General features: G+C 73.5%; 20 protein-coding genes. 7 read left to right on the forward strand and 13 right to left on the reverse strand.

Annotation, left to right across the window (positions count from 1 at the left end; genetic code table 11):
• The 3 genes from E1285_RS07115 to dinB form a co-directional block, all read right to left on the reverse strand.
• Positions 1 to 720: SAM-dependent methyltransferase (locus tag E1285_RS07115; RefSeq protein ID WP_132149335.1), on the reverse strand; the 720-nt coding region annotated here is incomplete at its 3' end.
• A 65-nt stretch (positions 721 to 785) separates the two neighbouring features.
• On the reverse strand, positions 786 to 1196 hold the full coding sequence (locus E1285_RS07120; RefSeq protein WP_132149337.1) for a GntR family transcriptional regulator: 411 nt from the start codon (positions 1194 to 1196) through the stop codon (positions 786 to 788).
• A gap of 121 nt (positions 1197 to 1317) precedes the next feature.
• On the reverse strand, positions 1318 to 2493 hold the full coding sequence (gene dinB, locus E1285_RS07125) for a DNA polymerase IV (RefSeq protein WP_243722611.1): 1176 nt from the start codon (positions 2491 to 2493) through the stop codon (positions 1318 to 1320).
• A 43-nt stretch (positions 2494 to 2536) separates the two neighbouring features.
• On the opposite strand from dinB, the gene E1285_RS07130 reads away from it, so the two are divergent.
• Positions 2537 to 3400: an alpha/beta fold hydrolase gene (locus E1285_RS07130; RefSeq protein ID WP_132149341.1), complete on the forward strand. Its 864-nt coding sequence runs from the start codon at positions 2537 to 2539 to the stop codon at positions 3398 to 3400.
• Here the strand turns inward: E1285_RS07130 and E1285_RS07135 are convergent.
• The 3 genes from E1285_RS07135 to E1285_RS07145 are packed head-to-tail and all read right to left on the reverse strand — an operon-like array spanning position 3375 to position 6489.
• A complete protein-coding gene (locus E1285_RS07135) occupies positions 3375 to 4205 on the reverse strand; it encodes a carbohydrate ABC transporter permease (RefSeq protein WP_132149343.1) in 831 nt (276 codons plus the stop codon). The genes E1285_RS07130 and E1285_RS07135 overlap by 26 nt on opposite strands.
• Entirely contained in the window at positions 4202 to 5194 is a 993-nt protein-coding gene (locus E1285_RS07140) for a sugar ABC transporter permease (protein ID WP_132149345.1), read from the reverse strand. The genes E1285_RS07135 and E1285_RS07140 overlap by 4 nt, the downstream gene beginning before the upstream one ends.
• Positions 5191 to 6489, reverse strand: a complete 1299-nt coding sequence (locus E1285_RS07145) for an extracellular solute-binding protein (protein ID WP_132149347.1) — start codon at positions 6487 to 6489, stop codon at positions 5191 to 5193. The genes E1285_RS07140 and E1285_RS07145 overlap by 4 nt, the downstream gene beginning before the upstream one ends.
• Positions 6490 to 6762: 273 nt before the next feature.
• Between E1285_RS07145 and E1285_RS07150 the strand changes: the two genes are divergently transcribed.
• Genes E1285_RS07150 through E1285_RS07160 form a run of 3 tightly spaced genes read left to right on the forward strand, consistent with a single transcriptional unit; the run spans position 6763 to position 11722 of the window.
• Positions 6763 to 7791, forward strand: a complete 1029-nt coding sequence (locus E1285_RS07150) for a LacI family DNA-binding transcriptional regulator (RefSeq protein ID WP_132149429.1) — start codon at positions 6763 to 6765, stop codon at positions 7789 to 7791.
• On the forward strand, positions 7788 to 10169 hold the full coding sequence (locus tag E1285_RS07155; protein ID WP_132149349.1) for a glycoside hydrolase family 3 N-terminal domain-containing protein: 2382 nt from the start codon (positions 7788 to 7790) through the stop codon (positions 10167 to 10169). Before E1285_RS07150 ends, E1285_RS07155 begins: the two co-directional genes overlap by 4 nt.
• Positions 10166 to 11722 carry a glycoside hydrolase family 43 protein gene (locus tag E1285_RS07160; RefSeq protein WP_132149351.1) on the forward strand — a complete coding sequence of 519 codons (1557 nt, stop codon included), beginning with the start codon at positions 10166 to 10168 and terminating at the stop codon, positions 11720 to 11722. The genes E1285_RS07155 and E1285_RS07160 overlap by 4 nt, the downstream gene beginning before the upstream one ends.
• Here E1285_RS07160 and E1285_RS07165 read toward each other — a convergent pair.
• On the reverse strand, positions 11719 to 12897 hold the full coding sequence (locus tag E1285_RS07165; RefSeq protein WP_132149353.1) for an ROK family transcriptional regulator: 1179 nt from the start codon (positions 12895 to 12897) through the stop codon (positions 11719 to 11721). The two genes, E1285_RS07160 and E1285_RS07165, sit on opposite strands and share 4 nt — an antisense overlap.
• A gap of 107 nt (positions 12898 to 13004) precedes the next feature.
• Here E1285_RS07165 and xylB point away from each other — a divergent pair, with 107 nt between their 5' ends.
• The gene (gene xylB, locus E1285_RS07170; RefSeq protein ID WP_132149355.1) at positions 13005 to 14387 is read left to right on the forward strand and encodes a xylulokinase; all 1383 of its coding nucleotides are present in this window, start codon (positions 13005 to 13007) and stop codon (positions 14385 to 14387) included.
• An 11-nt stretch (positions 14388 to 14398) separates the two neighbouring features.
• Positions 14399 to 15559 carry a xylose isomerase gene (xylA, locus tag E1285_RS07175; RefSeq protein ID WP_132149357.1) on the forward strand — a complete coding sequence of 387 codons (1161 nt, stop codon included), beginning with the start codon at positions 14399 to 14401 and terminating at the stop codon, positions 15557 to 15559.
• 54 nt (positions 15560 to 15613) lie between these two features.
• On the opposite strand, the gene E1285_RS07180 is transcribed toward xylA, so the two are convergent.
• Both E1285_RS07180 and E1285_RS07185 read right to left on the reverse strand, forming a co-directional pair.
• On the reverse strand, positions 15614 to 16201 hold the full coding sequence (locus E1285_RS07180) for a TetR/AcrR family transcriptional regulator (protein ID WP_132149359.1): 588 nt from the start codon (positions 16199 to 16201) through the stop codon (positions 15614 to 15616).
• 121 nt (positions 16202 to 16322) lie between these two features.
• Positions 16323 to 16547: a hypothetical protein gene (locus E1285_RS07185; protein WP_132149362.1), complete on the reverse strand. Its 225-nt coding sequence runs from the start codon at positions 16545 to 16547 to the stop codon at positions 16323 to 16325.
• A gap of 61 nt (positions 16548 to 16608) precedes the next feature.
• Here E1285_RS07185 and E1285_RS48105 point away from each other — a divergent pair, with 61 nt between their 5' ends.
• Complete coding sequence (locus E1285_RS48105; RefSeq protein WP_165966494.1) at positions 16609 to 16998, forward strand: FAD-dependent monooxygenase; 390 nt, start codon at positions 16609 to 16611, stop codon at positions 16996 to 16998.
• Positions 16999 to 17015: 17 nt separating this feature from the next.
• Here the strand turns inward: E1285_RS48105 and E1285_RS07195 are convergent, their stop codons facing one another.
• From E1285_RS07195 to E1285_RS07210, 4 genes are read right to left on the reverse strand one after another with little or no spacing between them, the layout of a single operon-like run.
• A complete protein-coding gene (locus E1285_RS07195; protein ID WP_243722612.1) occupies positions 17016 to 18224 on the reverse strand; it encodes an ABC transporter permease in 1209 nt (402 codons plus the stop codon).
• Positions 18221 to 18910 (reverse strand): ABC transporter ATP-binding protein, encoded by a 690-nt coding sequence (locus E1285_RS07200; protein WP_132149366.1) that lies wholly within the window; start codon positions 18908 to 18910, stop codon positions 18221 to 18223. Before E1285_RS07200 ends, E1285_RS07195 begins: the two co-directional genes overlap by 4 nt.
• On the reverse strand, positions 18907 to 19950 hold the full coding sequence (locus E1285_RS07205; RefSeq protein WP_132149368.1) for a peptidoglycan-binding protein: 1044 nt from the start codon (positions 19948 to 19950) through the stop codon (positions 18907 to 18909). Before E1285_RS07205 ends, E1285_RS07200 begins: the two co-directional genes overlap by 4 nt.
• On the reverse strand, positions 19950 to 20498 hold the full coding sequence (locus E1285_RS07210; protein ID WP_132149370.1) for a hypothetical protein: 549 nt from the start codon (positions 20496 to 20498) through the stop codon (positions 19950 to 19952). Before E1285_RS07210 ends, E1285_RS07205 begins: the two co-directional genes overlap by 1 nt.
• Positions 20499 to 20578: the final 80 nt, after the last annotated feature.

The following is a 20578-nucleotide window of genomic DNA, read 5'->3' on the forward strand; positions in this document are numbered from 1 at the left end:
GGTGTAGACCAGGCCCGGTTCGAGGAGGTCGAAGCAGCCGGCGATGCCGAGCAGGTCCGCGCGGCTCCGGCCCCAGAAGTGGCCGCTGGTCGGCTTGAACACGTTGCCGACGTCGCCGCCCGAATCCGGTTCCGGGTCCTGGGTGATGTGCGTGAACACCAGGTGGCTTCCCGGCGGCAGCGCGTCGTGCAGGCGGCGGACCGCGGCGGCCGCCTCGGCGTCGTCGTCGATGAAGTGCAGCACCCGGTCCAGCACGCACGCCACCGGCCGCTCGAAGTCGATGTGGGCGCGGACGTCCGGGTAGGTGGTCACGGCGTCGGGACGCCGCGGGTCGCACCGGACGGCGGCCGTGTGCGGCGTGCCGGCGAGCAGCGCTCGCGCGTGCGCGAGGACGACGGGGTCGCCGTCGGCGAACACGACCGTCGCGTCCGGCGCGACCTCGGCGGCCACCTCGTGGACGTTCCCGCGCGCGGGAAGCTTGCTGCCGATGTCGATGAACTGGCGGACGCCCTCGCGGGCGAGGAAGCGCACCGCGCGGCCGATGAAGGCGTGGTTCTCGCGCGCCGCCATCCGCGCCTCCGGAATGACCTCGATCAGCTGTTCGGCGACTTCGCGGTCGGCGGCGTAGTTGTCCTTGCCGCCGAGCAGATAGTCGTAGATCCGAGCCGTGTTGGGCGTCGTCAGATCGACGTCGGCGGGCGACCACCCCTCATCAGCCATTGCGGCATCACTCCTCCCCGGATGGGGATCCTCTCATGAGCCGCGAACCGCTCGCATCGGGCGGATCACCGGTGCGCCGCGGCGGGCCGCGGGCCGGGCGGGGCGTCGGCGGCGGCGTTCTTGTGGGCGCGGGCGGCCCGCTCGATCTCGCCCGGGTCGGCGTTCCGGGCGACGAGGTCGAGGATCCGCGCGTGTTCGGCCACCGAGTGGCGGGCCCGTCCGGGGGCGTAGCCGAAGTGGGGGCGGCGCATGTGGTCCAGGCGCGTGCGCACCAGTTCCACGAGCCCGTCCGACTGCAGGCGGCGCAGCGCCTCGCGCAGCGGGATCGTGCTGACCCCGGTCTCCTGGGCGAGCTGGTTGATGACCAGCCGGTACCCGGGCACGTACGTGCCCTCCAGGATGCGCGACCGCAGCAGCCCGTAGCAGAACTCGACCTTGCTCTCCCTGGTCCGGTCCTGCTTCCTCACGGAACTCACCCGGTTCTCCTCACCCTCACCCCCGTGCGTCCCCGATCGCGTCTCCCGTGCCGGCCCTCATTCTCGCCGACCTCGGGCACGGGACGAACCCGCGCGTGCCCCGGCCGCACGCGCGGCGAACTCAGTCGGGCAGCATGGGGACGGACATCCCCTGGTCGCGGCCCAGGAGCACCGCGCGGGTGATCGCCGACGACCCGAACCGGCCGCGGACGCCGTCGACGGCCGCGTCGACCTCCATGTCCTGGTCGAACGGGAGCGCGAGCTGGACGGCCCGGTCGTCGTGCAGGTTGCCGAGCGAGACGCCGATGAGCGTGATGCCGCGGTTCTCGATCATCGGTGTGGCGGCCGCGAGCAGACTCCGCGCCGCGGCCAGGATCCGCGGAGTCTCGCCGGTGGCCTGCGGCAGCGTGTGCGAGCGCGTGGCCCGTGCGAAGTCGCCGAACCGGAGGCGGAGCGTGACCGTCCGGCACACCCGCCGGGCCGCCCGCAGCCTGCCGCCGAGACGGTCGACCAGCCCGATGAGCATGGCGTCCAGTTCTTCGGGCGACCGCCCGCGGCGCCCCAGCGCCCGCTGCGCGCCCATCGAGCGCCGCCGGACTCCGGTGCGCACCGGGCGCGGGTCGCGGTTGCGCGCCAGGGCTTGCAGGTGGCGGCCGGCGCCGGGGCCGAGCAGCGACACCAGCGCGGCCTCCGGCATGTCCGCCACGTCCCCGACCGTCGTGACGCCGTACCCGGCGAGCTTGGCGGCGGTGGCGCGGCCGACCCCCCACAGCCGCCGCACCGGGAGCGGACGCAGGAACTCCAGCTCACCGTCCGGCGGCACCACCAGGAGGCCGTCGGGCTTGGCGACCCCGCTGGCGACCTTGGCGAGGAACTTGGTGCGCGCCACCCCGACCGTGATCGGCAGGCCGACCTCCTCGGCGATGTCCCGCCGCAGCCCCGCGGCGACGTCCGCGGGCGGGCGGCGCAGGCCGTCGGCGTCGAGGAACGCCTCGTCGATCGACAGCCCCTCCACCAGCGGCGTCGTTGCCCGGAAGACGGCGAACACCGCCCTGCTCGCCTCGGTGTAGGCGCTCATGCGGGGCCGGACCACGATCGCCCGCGGGCACAGCCGCCGCGCCTGCCCGCCGCTCATCGCGGTCCGGACGCCGCACGCCTTGGCCTCGTAGCTGGCCGCCAGCACCACGCCTCCGCCGACGATCACCGGCCGTCCCCGCAGCCCGGGATCGTCCCGCTGCTCGACTGACGCGTAGAACGCGTCCAGATCGGCATGCAAGACCGTGGCACTTTCCGACACGAACATATGTTCGCATAGTCGGCGCGGTATGTACCCTCCTGGGATGGACGAGAGCCGGTACGCGAAGTCCGGGGACGGCAGCGTCATCGGGTTCCGGGTCTTCGGGGAGGGGCCGCCCATGGTCCTCGTCCACGGTGCCGCGGTCGACGGCCGCTGCTGGACGCCGGTGGTGCCGGGGCTCGCCGAGCGATTCACCGTGCATGTGATGGACCGCCGGGGCCGGGGGCTCAGCATGCGGGAGGGCGGGCCGCACGGGCTCGGGCGCGAGGGCGAGGACGTCGCGGCCGTCGTGGAGGCGGCGGGACGGGACGTCTTCCTCGTCGGCCACTCCTACGGGGCGCTGTGCGCGCTCAACGCGGTGCCGCACACCGGCGCGATCGGACGGATCGTCCTCTACGAACCGCCCGTCGCGTCGCCGTGGCGCGAGGTCGCGCCGCCGGAGGTGATGGAGCGGCTCCGCGCCGCGGCGGACGGGCAGCACTACGAGCGGCTGCTCGAAATCTTCCTGGGCGGGGTGATCCGGCTGTCCCCGAGGCAGGTGGAGGCGCTGCGGGGCGCCCGGCGGTTCTGGCGGACGTCCCTGGAGAACGCGCCTCCGCTCCTGCGGGAGACGGAGAGCGTGGGACGGATCGAGGACTGCGCGCGGTTCGCCGGCGCCGGCGTGCCCGTCCGGATGCTCGTCGGGGAGCGGAGCCCCGGGCACCAGCGGCCGACGGCCGAGGCGATCGCCGCGCTGATCCCGGGCGCGGACGTCGCCGTCCTCCCCGGCCAGGGGCATATGGCGATGCTGGAGGATCCGGGGCTGCTCACCGAGGCCCTCTGCGGGTTCGCCGCCCAGGTGGGGCCTGGGGCGGGCGCACCCGCCCCAGACCACCCGGCCGTCAGCCCTTGGTCGCGCCCGCGGTGAGGCCTCCGATCAGCTGGCGTTCGGCTACGGCGTAGAAGGCGATGGCGGGGATCATCGCCAGCACGATGTAGGCCATGACGAGGGCGTAGTCCGTCGAGTACTGCCCCTGGAACTGCTGGATGCCGACGGGGATCGTGTGCCATTTCTCGTCGGCCAGCACCAGCAGCGGCAGGAAGAAGTTGTTCCAGCTCGTCACGATGGCCAGGACCGAGACGGTGCCGATGGCCGGTCGCGCCATCGGCAGCAGGATGCGCCAGAAGAAGCCGAACCGGGTGCAGCCGTCCATGATGGCGGCCTCCTCCAGCTCCGCGGGGATCGTCCGGAAGAAGGAGCGGAGGATGATGATCGTGATCGGCAGCGCGAACGCGGCCTGCGGCAGGATCACGCCGAGCGGGTTGTCCAGCAGCCCGAACGACCGGAGCAGGACGAACAGCGGCAGCACCGCCACCGCCGGCGGGAACATCAGGCCCGCCGCGAACGCCGTGAAGAAGATCTCGCGCCCGCGGAAGGCGTAGCGGGCGAACGCGAACGCCGCCATCGCCGACACCGCGACCGTGATCAGCGTGGTGGCGACCGCGATCAGCACGCTGTTGAAGATCTGCCGCCAGAAGGCGCCCGACGACAGGATGCCGGTGTAGTTGGAGAACTTCCAGGGATCCGGCAGCCCGAGCGGGTTGGAGGTCAGGGCGCCGGTGGTCTTGAGGCCGGCCATCGCCGCGTACAGCAGCGGGACGACGATGAACGAGCCGAGCACCCACACCAGCGTGTGCCGCGACAGGCTCCGCGCGACCGCCGGGCGGCTCATCGGCGGCCTCCCGCGGAGGTGACCGCGCCCTGCAGGTCGCGGCGCAGCGCGAAGCGCTGGTACAGCAGGGAGAAGACCATGCTGATGAGGAACATGGCCACGCTGATCGCGCTCGCGTAGCCCATCTGGTACCGCTTGAAGCCGAACTCGTACATGGTGACGGCCATCGTCTCCGTTGCATGCGTCGGCCCGCCCGTCGTGGTGACCCACACGAGGTCGAAGAGCTGGATCGAGCCGATGACGGACAGGAACACGCTGATCCGCAGGGTCGGTGCCAGCAGCGGCAGCGTCACGCTGCGGAACCGCCGCCACGGACCCGCGCCGTCGATGGACGCGGCCTCCAGGATCTCGTTCGGGATGCCCTGCAGCCCGGCGAGGTAGATCATCATGTGGAAGCCGAAGTACTTCCACGTCATGACGGCGATCAGGGTGGGCAGCGCGGTGTCGGGGTCGGAGAACCACTTGCCGGCCAGCCCGCCGAGCAGCGGCAGGTCCTCGACGAGGGTGTCGGCGAGCCCGCTCTCCGGCAGGAAGATGATGCCGAACAGGACGCCGGCGATCACCTCGGACAGGATGTAGGGCGCGAAGAAGATCGCCCGGTAGACCGCCCGGCCGCGCATCTTCTGGTTGAGCAGGACGGCGGTGCCGAGGGCGAGCGGCAGCTGGACGGCCAGCGACAGGACGACCAGCAGGAGTCCGCGCCACAGGTCGCCGCGGAAGACGTCGTCGCCGGCCAGGTTCCGGTAGTTGTCGAGGCCGACGAAGTCGTTGGGGAAGCCGAACCCGCCCCACTTGAAGAAGCTGGTGAAGAAGGCGACGAGGATCGGGATCAGGACGAAGCAGGAGAACAGCAGCAGCGCCGGCGTGAGGAACCAGACGCTCGCCAGCCAGCCGCGCAGCCGTTTCCCCGCCGACACCTCGGGGCCCCGCTTGCGCGGGGCCCGTTCGGCGTGCCGCGGCCGGTCCTCGGTCGTGGCGGACAGGGTCATTGGCTCTTGGCCACCTTGGTGACCGACTGCGCGACCTCCTGCGCCGACTTCTTGCCCGCGATGAGCGAGGCGACGCTGTCATTGACCTCCTGCCCGACGGCGGGCGGGAACGCCTGGTCCAGGTAGAGCTGGAACCCGCTGGAGCCGTTGAGCGCGGAGGCGACCATCTTGCGGTTCTCGTCCTCCAGCGCGCTCTCGGCGCCCTTGACGACCGGCATGAACGCGCCCGAGGTCACGAATTCGCGCTCGTTCTGCTCGTTCATGAGGAACGTCAGGAAGTCCACGGCCTCCGGCGGCGCGTCCTTGCTGACCGCGTGTCCGTTGCCGCCGCCGAACACGTCGGTCACGGCGCCCGGGCCGCCCTCGACGGTCGGGAAGGGGAACCAGCCCAGGTCGTCGCCCAGGTCGTTGCCGGAGGCGTCCTTCTGGACGGAGGGCGCCCACTGGCCCATCAGCGACATGCCGGCCTTGCCCGCGCCCATGGTCGCGGCCTGCCCGCCGGGCGTGTCGAAGCCGGCGTTCTGGAAGCCCTTCTGGAAGGGCTGGAGGTCGGCGAGTTCCTTCAGCCTCTCACCGGCCTGGACGAACGGGGCGCCGCCGAAGTCGTTGCTCTGCGCCGCCTGCTCCATCGCGGCCATGCCGGCGATGCGCATCGACAGGTAGGCCCAGTAGTAGTGGCCGGGCCACTTGTCCTTGCCGCCGAGCGCGATGGGCGTGACGCCGGCGTCCTTGAGCTTGCGGACGGCGTCCAGGAACTCGGTCCAGGTCTTCGGAGGACCGCTGATCCCGGCCTTCTCGAAGTGCTTCTTGTTGTACCAGAAGCCGACCATGCCCATGTCGTACGGCACGGCGTAGGTCTTGCCGTCGAACTGGTACGCCTTCTTCGAGACGTCGGTCATGGTGCCGAGCACCTTGGACCCGTCGGAGGTGATGTCCTTGACCAGGCCGGCGTCGACCTGCTGCTTGAGCACTCCGCCGCCCCAGGTCACGTAGATGTCGGGCAGGTCGCCGGAGGCGACGAGCGCCGTCATCTTCGACTTGTAGGCGTCGTTCTCCAGGCTGGTCGCCTTGATGTCGACGTTCGGGTTCTGCGCCTCGTACGCCTTGGCGATCTTCGGGAAGAGGCTCTGCGACGGCTCGGTGGTCGCGATGTTCATCCATTCGATCGTGACCTTGCCGTCCGATCCGGAGTCGTCCCCGCCGCAGGCGGCGAGCATGGGCGCGGCCGTGACCAGCACGGCTCCCGCTGAGACTGCGGTGAGGAAGGAACGGCGCGGTAGGTGAGGGATGCCCATGGTGGTCTCCTGGATCCGGGGGTGGGCGAGGGCCTGGGACGGTGAAACGAGGGGTCGGTCTCGCTCGAAATGTTTCGAAAGTCTTCGGGGCTCCGTTGCCGAGGAACTCTAAGAACACGGCCCCGTACGGTCAAGACCTGAGCGTCGGTTGACCGCAATTGGGTGCGCAAGAGTTATCGATACGGGGGCTAGGAGTCCGCGAAACATTGCGATACTGTTCGCAATCGTTTCCTCGGGGAGGAGAGAAGCGTGCCCGTGCGCACCACCGACGAGATGCCGGATCCGCCGTCCAGGCCGACGCTGGCGCTCATCGCGTCCGAGGCGGGGGTCTCCCCCGCCACGGTGTCCAAGGTCCTCAACGGCCGGACCGACGTCTCCGCCGCGACCCGCGAGCGGGTGGAGGCGCTGCTGCGCACCCACAACTACCCGGGCCCCGGCGGCGCGCGGCGCGCCCGCCGGTCCGGCCTGATCGACCTCGTCCTGGCCGGGCTGGACAGCCCGTGGGCGGTGGAGATCCTGCGCGGCGTGGAGGCCGAGTGCGCCGAGCACGGCACCGGCGTCGTCGTCTCGCTGGTCCGCGCGGACGACGCCCGCCCGCCGAGCTGGCAGAACCTGCCCGCGCTGCACCACAGCGACGGGGTGATCCTGGTGACGTCCCGGATGACGCGCCGCCAGCGCGACCAGCTGGCGCGGGCCGGAGTGGGGCTCGTCCTGGTCGACCCGGTGAACCTGCCGGACAACGACATCGCCAGCGTCGGGGCCACCAACTGGGCCGGCGGGATGTCGGCCACCGAGCACCTGATCGAGCTCGGCCACCGCCGCATCGGGATGGTCGGCGGCCCCGCGGACATGCTGTGCACGCAGGCCCGGGTGGACGGCTACCGGACGGCCCTGGAGCGCGCCGGGGTCGAGACCGACAAGGACCTCGTCCGGTACGGCGACTTCCACCACCAGGGCGGCTTCGCCCGCACCCGCGAGCTGCTGGAGCTCCCCGATCCGCCGACGGCGATCTTCGCCGGCAGCGACGAGCAGGCGATGGGCGCCTACCAGGCGGCCCGGCTCGCCGGGCTGCGCATCCCCGAGGACCTCAGCGTCGTCGGCTTCGACGACCTGCCGACCTGCGAGTGGCTGTCGCCACCGCTGACGACCGTCCGGCAGCCGCTGGAGGAGATGGGCCGCATCGCGGCCCGCACCCTGCTCCAGCTGCTCGACGGCCGCGCGCCCCTGACCCCCCGCGTGGAGCTGGCCACCGATCTGCGTGTCCGCGCCTCCACCGCACCACCACCATCGGAGGAGCGATGACCGAAGCCGTCCCGGCCGCGAGCGAGAGCGCGACCCGCGAGCCCTGGCGCGACCGGACGCTTCCGGCCGCCGAGCGGGTCGCCGACCTGCTGGCCCGGATGACGCCGGAGGAGAAGGCGGGCCAGCTCGCCGGATACTGGGCACTGCCCGCCGAGCCCGGCGCGCCCGTGGCCCCGATGGAGGACGACTCCCACGAGACCGCACCGCCGCTGGACGAGATCCTGGACCGGGGCCTCGGCCAGCTCACCCGCGTGTTCGGGACCGCTCCCGTCCCGGCCGCCGAGGGCGCCGCCCGGCTCCGCGAGATGCAGCGGCGCGTCGCCGCCGCCAACCGTTTCGGCATCGCGGCGATCGCGCACGAGGAATGCCTCAACGGCTTCATGACCTGGGGCGCCACCGTGTTCCCCAGCCCGCCCGCATGGGGCGCGACGTTCGACGCCGAGCTCGTCGGCGAGATGGCCGCGGCGATCGGCGGGTCCCTCCGGGCCGCCGGCGTCCACCAGGGGCTCGCGCCCGTGCTGGACGTCGTCCGGGACGCGCGCTGGGGCCGCACCGAGGAGTGCATCGGGGAGGACCCCTACCTCGTCTCCGTGCTCGGCACCGCCTACGTCCGGGGCCTGGAACGATCCGGGATCGTCTCGACGCTCAAGCACTTCGCCGGCTACTCCGCCTCCCGCGCCGGCCGGAACATGGCCCCCACGCCGATCGGGCCGCGCGAGTTCGCCGACGTCATCGTGGAGCCGTTCGTGATGGCCCTGCGCGACGGCGGCGCCCGCTCGGTCATGCACTCCTACACCGACGTGGACGGGGTGCCGGCCGCGTCCGACGAGCGGCTGCTGACCGGGCTGCTGCGCGACGAGCTGGGGCTGAAGGGCATCGTCGTCGCGGACTACTACGGCATCTCGTTCCTGCAGACCCGCCACCGCGTGGCCGCCTCGCGGGGCGAGGCCGCGGCGCTCGCCCTGCGCGCCGGCCTCGACATGGAGCTGCCGACCGTGCGCTGCTACGGCACGCCGCTGATCGAGGAGGTCCGGAGGGGCGCGGTCCCCGAGGAGCTGCTGGACCGCGCCGCCGGCCGCGTCCTGACCCTCAAGGCCGAACTCGGCCTGCTGGACGGGCCGCCCGGCGACGGCACGCCGCCCGACCTCGATCCGCCCGACCTCGATCCGCCCGACCTCGATCCGCCCGACCTCGATCCGCCCGACCTCGATCCGCCGGGGCACCGGGACCTGGCGCGGCGGCTCGCCGAGGAGTCGGTCGTGCTGCTGGCCAACGACGGCACGCTGCCGCTGCGCTCCGGCGCCGGGGTCGTGCTGGCGGGGCCGCTCGCCGACGACCCGTTCGCGATGATGGGCTGCTACACGTTCCCGAGCCATGTCGGCCGGGAGCATCCGGAACTGCCGCTCGGAGTGGACATCCCGACGCTGGCGGAGGCGCTGCACGGCGAGCTGCCCGACGTGCGGGTCGCCGGCTCCAAGGATGTGCTCGTGACCGACGACGCCGACATCGAGGCGGCGGTGGCGGCGGCGCGGGACGCCGGGATCTGCGTGCTGGCGCTCGGCGACAAGGCCGGGCTCTTCGGGCGCGGCACGTCCGGGGAGGGCTGCGACGCCGAGACGCTGGCGCTGCCGGGCCGGCAGGCCGAGCTGGCCGCCGCGGTGATCGACACCGGCACGCCCACGGTCATCGTGCTGCTCACCGGCCGCCCGTACGCGCTGGAGGGCATCGCCGGCCGCGCCGCGGCCGTCGTCCAGGCGTTCTTCCCGGGCGAGGAGGGCGGCCGGGCGGTCGCGGGAATCCTGTCGGGGCGGGTCGAGCCGTCCGGGCGGATGCCGATCAGCGTGCCGCGCCGCGCCTCCGGCCCGCCGGTGACCTACCTTCGGTCGCCGATGGACGGCGGGCACGACTGGAGCCCGGTCGACCCGGTTCCGCTGTACCCCTTCGGCCACGGCCTGACCTGGACGCGTTTCGAGTACGGCGGCCTGCGGGTCGACGAGTCGGCCGGGACGGACGGGTCGGTCACGGTCAGCGCCGTCGTCCGCAACACCGGGGACCACGCGGGGACGGAGGTCGCGCAGCTGTACCTTTCCGACCCGGTCGCGTCGGTGGTGCGGCCCGTGCGCTGGCTCGCCGGGTGGGCCAGGATCCGGCTGGAGCCCGGCGACGCGGCGCGCGTCGCGTTCGAGGTGCACGCCGACCGCACCTCGTTCACCGGCCCGGACCTGCGGCGCATCGTCGAGCCGGGCGAGATCGGGGTGTCCGTCGGGCCGTCGAGCGGCGACCTGCCCCTGAACGCCTCCTTCACCCTGGAGGGCCCCGTCCGGGTGCTCGGCGCGGACCGGGTGCTGACCGTCCCCGCCGACGTGAGCCCGCTATGACGCGTTTCCGGAATCCGGTGCTGCCGGGCTGCCATCCCGACCCGTCGATCTGCCGGGTGGGCGGCGACTTCTACCTCGTCACGTCGACGTTCGAGTGGTTCCCGGGCCTGCCGGTGTTCCACAGCCGCGACCTGGTGCACTGGCGGCAGCTCGGGCACGCGCTCGACCGGCCCGGACAGCTCCCGCTGGACGGCGTCCCGGCGTCCGGCGGGCTGTACGCGCCGACCCTGCGCCACCACGCGCTCCCCGGACAGGAGGGCCTCTTCTACCTGATCTGCACGCTGGTGGACGGCCCCGAGTGGTCGGGTCATTTCGTGATGACCGCGTCCGATCCCGCCGGGCCGTGGTCGGACGCGCACCGCCTGGACGGCGAGGGCATCGACCCGTCGCTGTTCTTCGACGACGACGGCCGCGCCTGGTGCACCGGAACCCGCCTGACCGGGCGGTACGAGGGGCACACGGAGATCTGGCTGCGCGAGTTCGACCCGTCCGCCCTGGCCCTGACCGGCGACGAGCACGTCATCTGGGACGGGGCGGTGAAAGGCGCGATCTGGTCGGAGGGCTCCCACCTCTACAAGGTCGGCGGACGCTACCTCCTGCTCACCGCCGAGGGCGGCACGGCGCGGGAGCACGCCGTGATGGCCGCGCGGGCGGACGCGGTCACCGGCCCGTACGAGGGGAATCCCCGCAATCCGGTGCTGACCCACCGCGATCTCGGGGCCGGGCATCCCATCGTCGGGACCGGCCACGCCGACCTCGTGGAGACGCCGGACGGCGAGTGGTGGATGGTCCTGCTCGGGATGCGCCCGCACCACGGCGACCGGTGCGTCCTCGGCCGGGAGACGTTCCTGGCCCCCGTCACCTGGGAGGACGGCTGGCCGGTCACCGGCGGCCGGGTCGAGCCCCGCCCCGGGTTCCCGTCGCTTCCCCCGCACCCCTGGCCCGCCGTCCCGTCGTGTGACCAGTTCGACGGGCCGGAACCGGCCATGGCCTGGAACATGCTGCGGACTCCCAGGGAGCGCTGGTGGAGCCTGGACGAGCGTCCCGGCCATCTGCGGCTGCGCGTCCGGCCGGAGAGCCTCGCCGACGTCGCGAACCCCTCGTTCCTCGGGCGGCGCCAGCAGCATCCGGACTTCGCCGCCTTCACCTCGCTCGACTTCGTTCCCGCCGACGAGGAGTGGGCGGGGCTCGCCCTGGTCCAGAACAACGACTTCCACGTCGTCCTGGTCTCAACGAGCCAGGGACTCCGCCTCGTCAAACGGGAGCAGGGGATCGAGACGGTACTGGCCAAGGCACCGGCCTCTCCCGGCCCGGTCCGCCTGGGCTTCGAGGCCCACGGCCGCTGGTACCAGGCGTCCTACTCGGCCGGTCCGGGCGGTGCCGTGGAGCCGGGCGGCTGGACGCGGCTCGGCGATCCCGTGGACGGCGACCTCCTGTCCAGCCAGGTGGCGGGCGGCTTCACCGGCGCCTACATCGGCCTGTACGCCACCTCCAACGGCCGGGCGAGCGGCAACCACGCCGACTTCGCCTGGTTCGAGTACCGCCCGCTCTAGAGGAGGAGGGCGGGGTCGGCCATCACGTGTTCTATGACCAGGCCGGCGGCCCCCAGGACGGCCGCTCCTTCGGCCAGGCCGGAGATCTCGACCGGTGGCGCTCCGCGGCGCAGCGAGCCGGGGCCGTCCTCCAGCACGGCCTGGAGCGGGGGCCGGATCCACGGGGCCAGCGGCGAGAAGACACCGCCGAGCACGACGGTGTCCGGGTCGATCAGGTTGACGACGCTGGCGAGCGCCGCTCCGAGGGCGCGGCCGGCGCGGTCCACGGCGTCCCGCGCGGACCGATCGCCGGAGTCCAGCCGGTCGATGAGCGTGCCCACCGAGCCCTCGGGGCCGGCGGCGCGCAGGATCGCCTCCTGGCCCGCGATCTGCTCCAGGCATCCCCGGCCGCCGCAGGAGCAGGGCGGGCCGGCGGGCTCGGCCACCAGGTGCCCGAGTTCCCCGGCGAAGCCGTGGGCTCCGCGGAACACCCGGCCGTCCACGACGATGCCCGCACCGATCCCGATCTCGCCCGAGACGTGCACGAAGTCGCCGAACCGGGCCCCGTCGCCGAACCACAGCTCGCCGAGCGCGGCGAGGTTGGCCTCGTTGTCGTACTCGGCGGGCAGCGCCGCATCGAGACCGGGCACGCCGGTCAGGGGGACGTCGGTCCACCCGAGGTTCGGGGCGTGCCGGACGACGCCGTCCTCGCGGTCGAGCAACCCGGGGAGGGCGACCACCGCGCCCGCGACGGTCAGGCCCTGCCCGGCGACGGCGGAGACGGCCTCGCCGGCGAGCGCGGAGAGGGCGCCGAGGACGGCGCCGGGTTCGCGCCCGCGGTTGTCGGAGCTGACCACGTGCCGGTAGCGGACCTGCCTGCGGAGGTCCACCACGCATGCGGCGAGGTAGTCGACGTTGACCTCCAGGCCCAGCCCGGCGGCGCCGTCGCCGCGGACGGACACGCCCACCCCCGGGCGCCCGCGCTCGCCCTCGTGGACGGGCGCGCCGCCCAGCACCAGGCCCGCGCTCTCCAGGAGGGCGACGAGGTTGGAGACCGTCGTCTTGGTGAACCCCGTCAGATCGGCGAGGCGCGCCCTGGTCACGGGCTGGTGGCGGGCGATGTGCTCCAGGACGACGGCGAGGTTCCGCCCGCGCATGGTGGCGTGCCGGACGGGGGCGTTCGCGGACTTCGTCATGAACGAACCCTAAATGAATCACGTGTATAGGCAGGGCTGCGGCCCTCTGCTACGTTAATTCGTCCAAGCTCTTTACGAAATGGCTCTTCACGAAAGGGGTGGGGCGGATGGACGGGAGCCTGGTCGCGGGCGTCGACTCCTCGACGCAGTCGACGAAGGTCGTCCTGTGCCGCGCCGGGGACGGCGCCGTGGTCGCCGAGGCGTCGGCCCCGCATCCGGACGGGACCGAATGCCATCCCGACCACTGGTGGAACGCGCTCTCCCAGGTCCGGGACCTGCTCGAACGGGCCGGCGCCGTCGCCGTCGCCGCGCAGCAGCACGGCATGGTCGCGCTCGACGGCGCGGGCGAGGTCGTCCGGCCCGCCCTGCTGTGGAACGACACGCGCTCGGCGCCGCAGGCCCGCGACCTCGTCGCGGAGTTCGGCGGCGCGAAGGCGTGGGCGGAGCGGACCGGCAGCGTGCCCCCCGCCTCCTTCACCGTGACCAAGCTCCGCTGGATGGCCGAGCACGAACCGGGCAACGCGCGGCGCACCGAGCGGGTGATGCTCCCGCACGACTGGCTGACGCTGCGGCTCGGCGCGCCCGAGCCGGTCACCGACCGCGGCGACGCGTCCGGCACCGGCTACTGGTCCCCCGCGTCCGGCGCCTACCTGCCGGACCTGCTGCGCGCCGCGCTCGGCCACGACGCCGAGACGCCGCGCGTCGCCGCCCCCGGCGAGCGCGCCGGCGAGACGGCGTGGGGCGCGGCGCTCGGCCCCGGCACCGGCGACAACATGGGCGCCGCCCTCGGCCTCGGGCTGCGGCCCGGCGACGTCGTGGTGTCGATCGGCACGTCCGGAACGGCCTTCGCGGTCGCGGACGAGCCCGCCGCCGACCCGTCCGGCCTGGTCGCCGGGTTCGCCGACGCGACCGGCCGGTACCTGCCGCTCGTCGCCACGCTGAACGCCGCCCGGATCCTGTCGGCGGCCGCGGCCATGACCGGGACCGCGCTGGACGGGCTGTCGGCGCTCGCCCTCGCCGCCGAGCCAGGCGCCGGCGGCCTGGCACTGCTGCCCTACCTCGACGGCGAGCGCACCCCGAACCGTCCCGCCGCGACCGGTGTCCTCGCGGGGCTCACCACGTCCAACGCGACGCGGGAGAACGTGGCGCGGGCCGCGGTGGAGGCGCTGCTGTGCTCCCTCGCCGACGCCGTCGACCACCTCGCCGCGCAGGGCGTCCGGCCCCGCCGCACCCTGCTGATCGGCGGCGGGGCCCGCTCCGAGGCCGTCCGCGCCCTCGCCCCGGCGATCTTTGGGACGCCGGTCACCGTGCCCGAGCCCGCCGAGTACGTCGCGCTCGGGGCCGCCCGCCAGGCCGCCTGGGTCCTGGCAGGCACGCCCGAGCCGCCCGCCTGGCCGGCCCCGCCGGCGACCCAGCACACCAGCGACCACACCGGGGAGGAGATCCGCGCACGCTATGGCGCGCTGCGCGACTCCGCGCCGGAGATCTGAGGAGGTATCCCATGAGCGGCTTCACACCGGTCCCGGAGGACAGGTTCTCGTTCGGAATCTGGACGGTCGGCTGGCAGGGCGTCGACGTGTTCGGCCCCGGCACCCGCCCGCCGATGCCCGCCGACCGAGCCGTCCGCGAGCTCGCCGAGATCGGCGCCTACGGCGTGAACTTCCACGACAACGACGTGTTCGATTTCGACGCCTCGCCCGCGGAGCGGCAGGGCCGTATCGACGCGTTCCGCAAGGCGCTGGACGAGACCGGCCTGGTCGTCACCACCGCAACCACGAACCTGTTCGGCCACCCCGTCTTCAAGGACGGCGCGTTCACGGCCAACGACCGCGACATCCGCCGTTTCGCGCTCCGCAAGGTCATGGACAACCTGGACCTGGCGGCCGAACTCGGCGCGAAGACCTACGTCTGCTGGGGCGGCCGGGAAGGCGCGGAGTCGGGGGCGTCCAAGGACGTCCGGGCGGCGCTGGACCGCTACAAGGAGGCGTTCGACGTCCTCGGCGCCTACGTCGCCGACCAGGGCTACGACCTGCGGTTCGCGATCGAGCCGAAGCCGAACGAGCCGCGCGGCGACATCCTGCTGCCCACCGTCGGCCACGCCCTGGCCTTCATCCAGACGCTCGAACGCCCCGACGGCGTCGGGCTGAACCCCGAGGTCGGGCACGAGGAGATGGCGGGGCTCAACTACGCGCACGGCCTCGCCCAGGCCCTCTGGCAGGGCAAGCTCTTCCACATCGACCTGAACGGGCAGCACGGCCCCCGCTACGACCAGGACCTGCGGTTCGGCGCCGGCAACACGCGCGGCGCGTTCTGGGTCGTCGACCTGATCGACCAGAGCGAGTACGACGGCCCGATCCACTTCGACTTCAAGCCGCCCCGCACCGAGGACGACGCGGGCGTGTGGGACTCGGCGGCCGCGTGCATGCGCAACTGGCTGATCCTGCGCGAGAAGGTCCGCGCGTTCCGCGCCGACCCGGACGTCCAGGCCGCCCTGCGCGAGGCCAAGCTGGACGAGCTCGCCCAGCCCACCCTCGCGGACGGCGAGGACTGGCGCGCGGTCCGGGACGCCGCCGTCGACGCCGAGGCCCTGGGCGCCCGCCGCACCGCCTTCGAGCACCTCGACCAGCTCGCCCTCGAACACCTCTACGGCGTCCGATCCTGACGCCGCCTCCCCGCGGAAGCCCGTCCCTCCTCCCTGGGGCGGGCTTCCGCCATGTCAGGACGGCCCGAGCGTGCCCGTCACCATGACGCGCACGAGGGTGCGGGCGTCGTCGGGGGTGACGGTTCCGGGCGGGCGGGTCACGAGGTCGAACAGGGCGGCGACGAACAGCGTCATGAGCGTCCGGACCTGGTCCCGGGAGGTGCCGAGGCCGAGGTCGCGGTGCATCCGGACCGTGAAGTCGAGCGTGAGATCCTCCATCTTCGCCAGCGCCTCCCGGAGTCCGGGGCGCCGGGTGGCCTCCAGCATCAGCTCATAGACCGCCAGGTAGCGGACGCGTTGCGCGGTGGCCGAGTGGTGGAGCACCAGGGCGATCATCTCGATCAGAGTCTCGCGGCCGGCCGGGGGCGCGGTTCCGCCTGCCGTGGCTGCCATGTCCTGCTTGTGCAGTTCGAGCACGCGGTCGGCGGCGGCCAGCAGCAGCGCGTCCCGGCTGCGGAAGTAGTTGGACGCCGTTCCCGCCGGAAGGCCGGACCGCTCGTCCACCGTGCGGTGGCTCAGCCCGTGGATTCCGGCGCCGCCCAGCACGTCGATCGCGGCGTCGGCGAGGGCGCGGCGGCGGTCCAGGTTCTGCGGTGGAGGCACCCCGGCAGATTATCACTAGAGGCTTAGTACTAACATCGTAGTGATGCCCTGGTGCGAGGGAGGACGACGGCGAGTGCTGATCATCGGAGCGGGGGTCGGGGGCCTGGCCGCCGCCGCGGCCCTACTGGCCGACGGGCATGAGGTGAGCGTCGCCGAGGCGGCGGACGCGCCGCGCGCCGGCGGCGCGGCGGTGACGCTGTGGAGCAACGGGAGCGGCATCCTGCGGGACCTCGGCGTGTCGCTCGACGGCACCGGCGCCCCGATCGACGTCCTGGAGCAGTGGGGCGAGGACGGGCGGCGCCTGGTCACCATCGACGTCGGGAGGGCGGCCCGGGTCCACGGCCATCCCGCCGCTCGCCGCGCCGCTGGCGGAGATCCGCCGGCGTTTCGGGCACTGGTGCGCGCCCGTGCCCGACGTCCTGGCGTCGGTCCGGGAGACCGACGTGGAGCTGTTCCCGCACTACCGCCACCGCGTCCCACGGACCTGGGGAAGCGGACGCGTCACGCTCGCCGGCGACTCCGCGCACTCGATGCCGCCGACCCGGGCGCAGGGCGCCAACCAGGCCCTGGAGGACGCGTGGACGCTGGCCGCCGTCCTGCGCGCCCGGCCGGGCGACGTCCCGGCGGCCCTGCGCGAGTACGAGCGGAGGCGCTCGCGCAAGGCCGGCATCGTCGCCCGGCAGGCCGGCCGCGAGGACATCAACCGGTTGCCCCCGCTCGTCTCCCGCCTCCTCCCCGACGGCCTGACGGGCGTCTACTACACGCGCTGGATCGCGCGGATCAGCGACTTCCTCTGACCGGCGACCTCCGCCGGCTACGGGGCGGCCAGCGCCTCGGCGGGGGCGAGGCGGGCGGCCCGGATCGCCGGGTACAGGCCGGCGACACCGCCGATGAGCAAGGTGGCGAGGACGCCGCCGGCCATCGCCCACACCGGTACGACGGTCGGCCAGCCCTGCGGCACGGCGAAGCCGGCGGTGACGGCGACGCCGAGGACCACGCCCCCGACCCCACCGAGCGCGGCGAGGAGTTGCGACTCGGTGAGGAACTGCAGCCTGATCTGGCCGCGGGTCGCGCCGAGGGAGCGGCGCAACCCGATCTCGGCGCGGCGCTCCAGGACCGAGATCACCATCGTGTTCGCGACGCCGACGCCGCCGACCAGCAGCGCCACCCCGCCGAGACCGAGCAGCAGGCCGGTGAACGCCCGGTCGGCGGCGTTCTCGGCGGCGAGCGCGTCCGAGGGGCGGCTGACCTGGACCTCGGTCGGCGCCCGCGGGTTGGCGGTCGCGGCGAGCAGGCCGCGCGCCTCGGCCACCGCGTCCTCGCGGGCACGGGCGTAGACGGTGGTCGGGTGGCCGTCGAAACCGAGGTGGGCCACGGCGGCGTCCCATCCGACCAGCGCGGCGGAATCCAGCTTCGACGCGAGCTCCGCCCGGTCGAGGATGCCGACGACGGTGAACCACTGCGAGCCGAGCCACACCTGGACGTTCGGTGCGGACACGCCGAGCCGCTCGGCCGACGCCGACCCGAGCACCACGGCCGGGTACTTCGCCGTGCCCGCGTTGAGCCAGGTGCCGGCGGCCATGGTGAGGCCGACGGTGCGAGGCAGGTCGAGGTAGGCCGCCTGGACGCTGATCCCGCCGCTCTGCGGCTCCGGGATGTGGTCGTTGCGGTAGACGCGGGCGTCCTCCAGTTCGGCGACGGCCGACGCCGACTCGACGTCCGGCATCCGTGCCACCATGCCGACCGATTCCTCGGGAAGTTTCGCGGCTCCGCCGAAGAGGTCCTCGCCCGGCCCGGCGGTGAGCAGATCGGTCCCGAGCCGGTCGAGGGTCATCTGGAGCTGGGCGCGGCTGGACGTCGAGATACCGACCACGCCGATCATCGCGGCGATGCCGATCGCGATGCCGAGGGCGGACAGGAATACCCGCATCGGGCGGGTGCGCAGGCCGGCGGCGCCGACCCGCAGCACGTCCCCGGGGCCGAGCCGCACCGGCGCGTCCCCGGAAGTCGTCTTCGTGCTCACCGTGCGGACTCCGTTCTCGCGTCGTCGTGGACGATCCGGCCGTCGTGCATCCGCACCCGGCGCGGCAGCAGCGCGGCGATGTCCCGGTCGTGGGTGATGAGGACGACGGCCGTCCCCGCACCGGACAGTTCACGCAGGAGGCCGAGGACGCCCGCGCCCGACGCCGAATCCAGCGCGCCGGTCGGCTCGTCCGCCAGCAGCAGCGCGGGCTCCCCCACCACCGCGCGGGCGATCGCGACCCGCTGCTTCTCGCCGCCGGACAGCTGGTGCGGCCGGTGACCGAGGCGATGCCCGAGCCCGACGCGTTCCAGTGCGCGGCGGGCCCGGCGCCGTCGTTCCGCCGCCGGGACGCCCCCGTAAAGCAGCCCGCCGGCGACGTTGTCGAGCGCGCTCTCCCCCGCGGCAAGGTGGAAATGCTGGAACACGAAGCCGATCCGCCGGGCGCGCAGCGCCGACAGGCGCCGGTCCGGCAGCCGCGACACGTCCCCGCCCTCTATGAGGACGGTGCCGGTACTCGGCCGGTCCAGCGTGCCGAGCAGGTGCAGCATCGTCGACTTCCCTGACCCGGACGGGCCGACGATCGCGACGGACTCGCCCGCCTCGACCGCCAGCGACACCGTGTCCAGCGCGACGACCCCGCCCGGGTAGGCCTTGGTGACCGCACGGAGCTCCACGACCGGGCTCACGAGGGGACACCGACCTTCATGCCCTCCGCGATGCCGGGCCCGGCGATCTCGACCTGCCCCTCGGTGAACACGCCGGTCTCCACCGGCACCGTGCGGACGCGCCCGTCCCGGACGACCTGCACGGCGTAGCCGCCGTCGCCCTGCGCGAGCAGCGCGCCGATCGGTACCGCGAGGACGTCGCGGTGCCGGTTGGCGGTGAAGCGCACGTCGACGGGCGCCTTGTCGTAGGGGCCGAGCGACTTCTGGCCGTCCACCGCGATCGTGACCTCGATGGTCGTCGGCTCGTCCCTGCCGCCCTCCTCGGCGACCTTGCCGACTGAGGTGATCTTCCCCTTGGTGGTGTCGCCGGACGGCAGCCCGATCTCCACCTCCGCGCCCTTCTTCGCCAGCCGCTGGTACTGGACGTCGAGGTCGACGCCGACGACGCGGGTGGTGCCGGTGTAGGTGAGGACGGGACCGCCGATCTTGTCTCCGACGGCGGCCTTGCGACCGGCCACGCGGATCCGCCCGGCCGCGACGGCGGCCGTCCCCGGCCCCACGGTGCCGGTCTCCTTGACGCCGAGGTCGTCCTGCCAGCGCTTCACCGCCGCCGCGGTCGCGGCGCTGTAAGTCTCGTCGACGGTGAACCCGGTGTAGCCGAGGGCCCGCAAGTTCCGTTCGAGCTGCTCGACGTCCGGACCCTCCTTCCCCGCGGAGAGCGTCCGGTACAGGGGCAGCCTGCCGTACAGGAGCGGCACCGGCTCGTCGTCGACCCGGTACACCGGCCGCCCCCTGGAGATCACGGAACCGGCGCCGGGCAGCCAGGTGAGGGTGCCGTGGCCGGTGCCGGCGACCGTGCGGGTGCCGCCGTACCCGAGCGTGCCGTCCACGTCCCGGGTCTCGACCAGCGTCGTCCGCTCGATCGGCGCGGTCGCGGGCCGCAGTGAGCTGGGCGCGGCGGCGGGCCCGCCGGCGCCACCACCGAGCCCCGCCGTCGCCAGGCCCGCGACGACGACGACCACCCCCGCCGCGCCCAGGACGGCGGTACGCGTCCTGGGCACTAGTCGCCGTCCTTGCCGTCGGCGCTCGGGCCCTCGTCGCCTTCCGGCCTGAGTTTCGCGCACGCCTTCTGCGCGGCCTTGAACTCGCTGCTCTCCGGGTCGATTCCGGTGCCCGGCCCGGCCTTGAGCAGCATGCGGCCGTCGGAGTCGGGGTCGGGGAACCTGCTGATCCCGTTGTCGCGCATGCACTTGGAGAAGGCGCGCATCTTCGCCACGTCCTCCGGCTTCATCTTCTTCGGCTTGCCGCCGTTCGGCATCAGGTGCCGGCACTTCTCCTGCGCCGCGGCGACCCTGTCGTTCCCGCCGGGGCCGCCGCGGGCCTCACCGGGGCGGGCGCTCTGGGCCATCGTGACCTTGCCGTCCTCCGACGGATCCGGCATGTCCACCCCGTTGTCGCGCATGCACTGGGCGAACTCGCGCATCTTCTCCTTGTCGCTCGCGGCTCCGGCGGTCGCGCCGGGCCCGCCGGAGCCGTCGTTCCCGCAGGCCGGAAGTCCGAGAGCGAGGGCCGGGACGAGGCACAGCACCGCCAGGGTCTGTCGTCGCATCGATCGGTCTCCTTGTCGACTCCACCGGCACCGCGCCGGCGGCGGGGACAAGTTCAGCGGCCCGCGGCTAACCCCGGCGT

Source organism: Actinomadura sp. 7K507 (assembly GCF_004348425.1).
Taxonomy (GTDB): domain Bacteria; phylum Actinomycetota; class Actinomycetes; order Streptosporangiales; family Streptosporangiaceae; genus Spirillospora.

Bases quoted from the DNA above. Each gene is read 5' to 3' on its own strand.
- xylA (WP_132149357.1), top strand. From the start codon at position 14,399: ATGAGCGGCTTCACACCGGTCCCGGAGGACAGGTTCTCGTTCGGAATC.
- E1285_RS07150 (WP_132149429.1), top strand. From the start codon at position 6,763: ATGCCGGATCCGCCGTCCAGGCCGACGCTGGCGCTCATCGCGTCCGAG.
- xylB (WP_132149355.1), top strand. From the start codon at position 13,005: ATGGACGGGAGCCTGGTCGCGGGCGTCGACTCCTCGACGCAGTCGACG.
- E1285_RS07210 (WP_132149370.1), bottom strand. From the start codon at position 20,498: ATGCGACGACAGACCCTGGCGGTGCTGTGCCTCGTCCCGGCCCTCGCT.
- E1285_RS07185 (WP_132149362.1), bottom strand. From the start codon at position 16,547: ATGGCCGTGGACCCGGGCCGCCCTCCCGACGTCGATGGTGACCAGGCG.
- E1285_RS07135 (WP_132149343.1), bottom strand. From the start codon at position 4,205: ATGAGCCGCCCGGCGGTCGCGCGGAGCCTGTCGCGGCACACGCTGGTG.
- E1285_RS07165 (WP_132149353.1), bottom strand. From the start codon at position 12,897: ATGACGAAGTCCGCGAACGCCCCCGTCCGGCACGCCACCATGCGCGGG.
- E1285_RS07155 (WP_132149349.1), top strand. From the start codon at position 7,788: ATGACCGAAGCCGTCCCGGCCGCGAGCGAGAGCGCGACCCGCGAGCCC.
- E1285_RS07130 (WP_132149341.1), top strand. From the start codon at position 2,537: ATGGACGAGAGCCGGTACGCGAAGTCCGGGGACGGCAGCGTCATCGGG.
- E1285_RS07145 (WP_132149347.1), bottom strand. From the start codon at position 6,489: ATGGGCATCCCTCACCTACCGCGCCGTTCCTTCCTCACCGCAGTCTCA.
- E1285_RS07160 (WP_132149351.1), top strand. From the start codon at position 10,166: ATGACGCGTTTCCGGAATCCGGTGCTGCCGGGCTGCCATCCCGACCCG.
- E1285_RS07140 (WP_132149345.1), bottom strand. From the start codon at position 5,194: ATGACCCTGTCCGCCACGACCGAGGACCGGCCGCGGCACGCCGAACGG.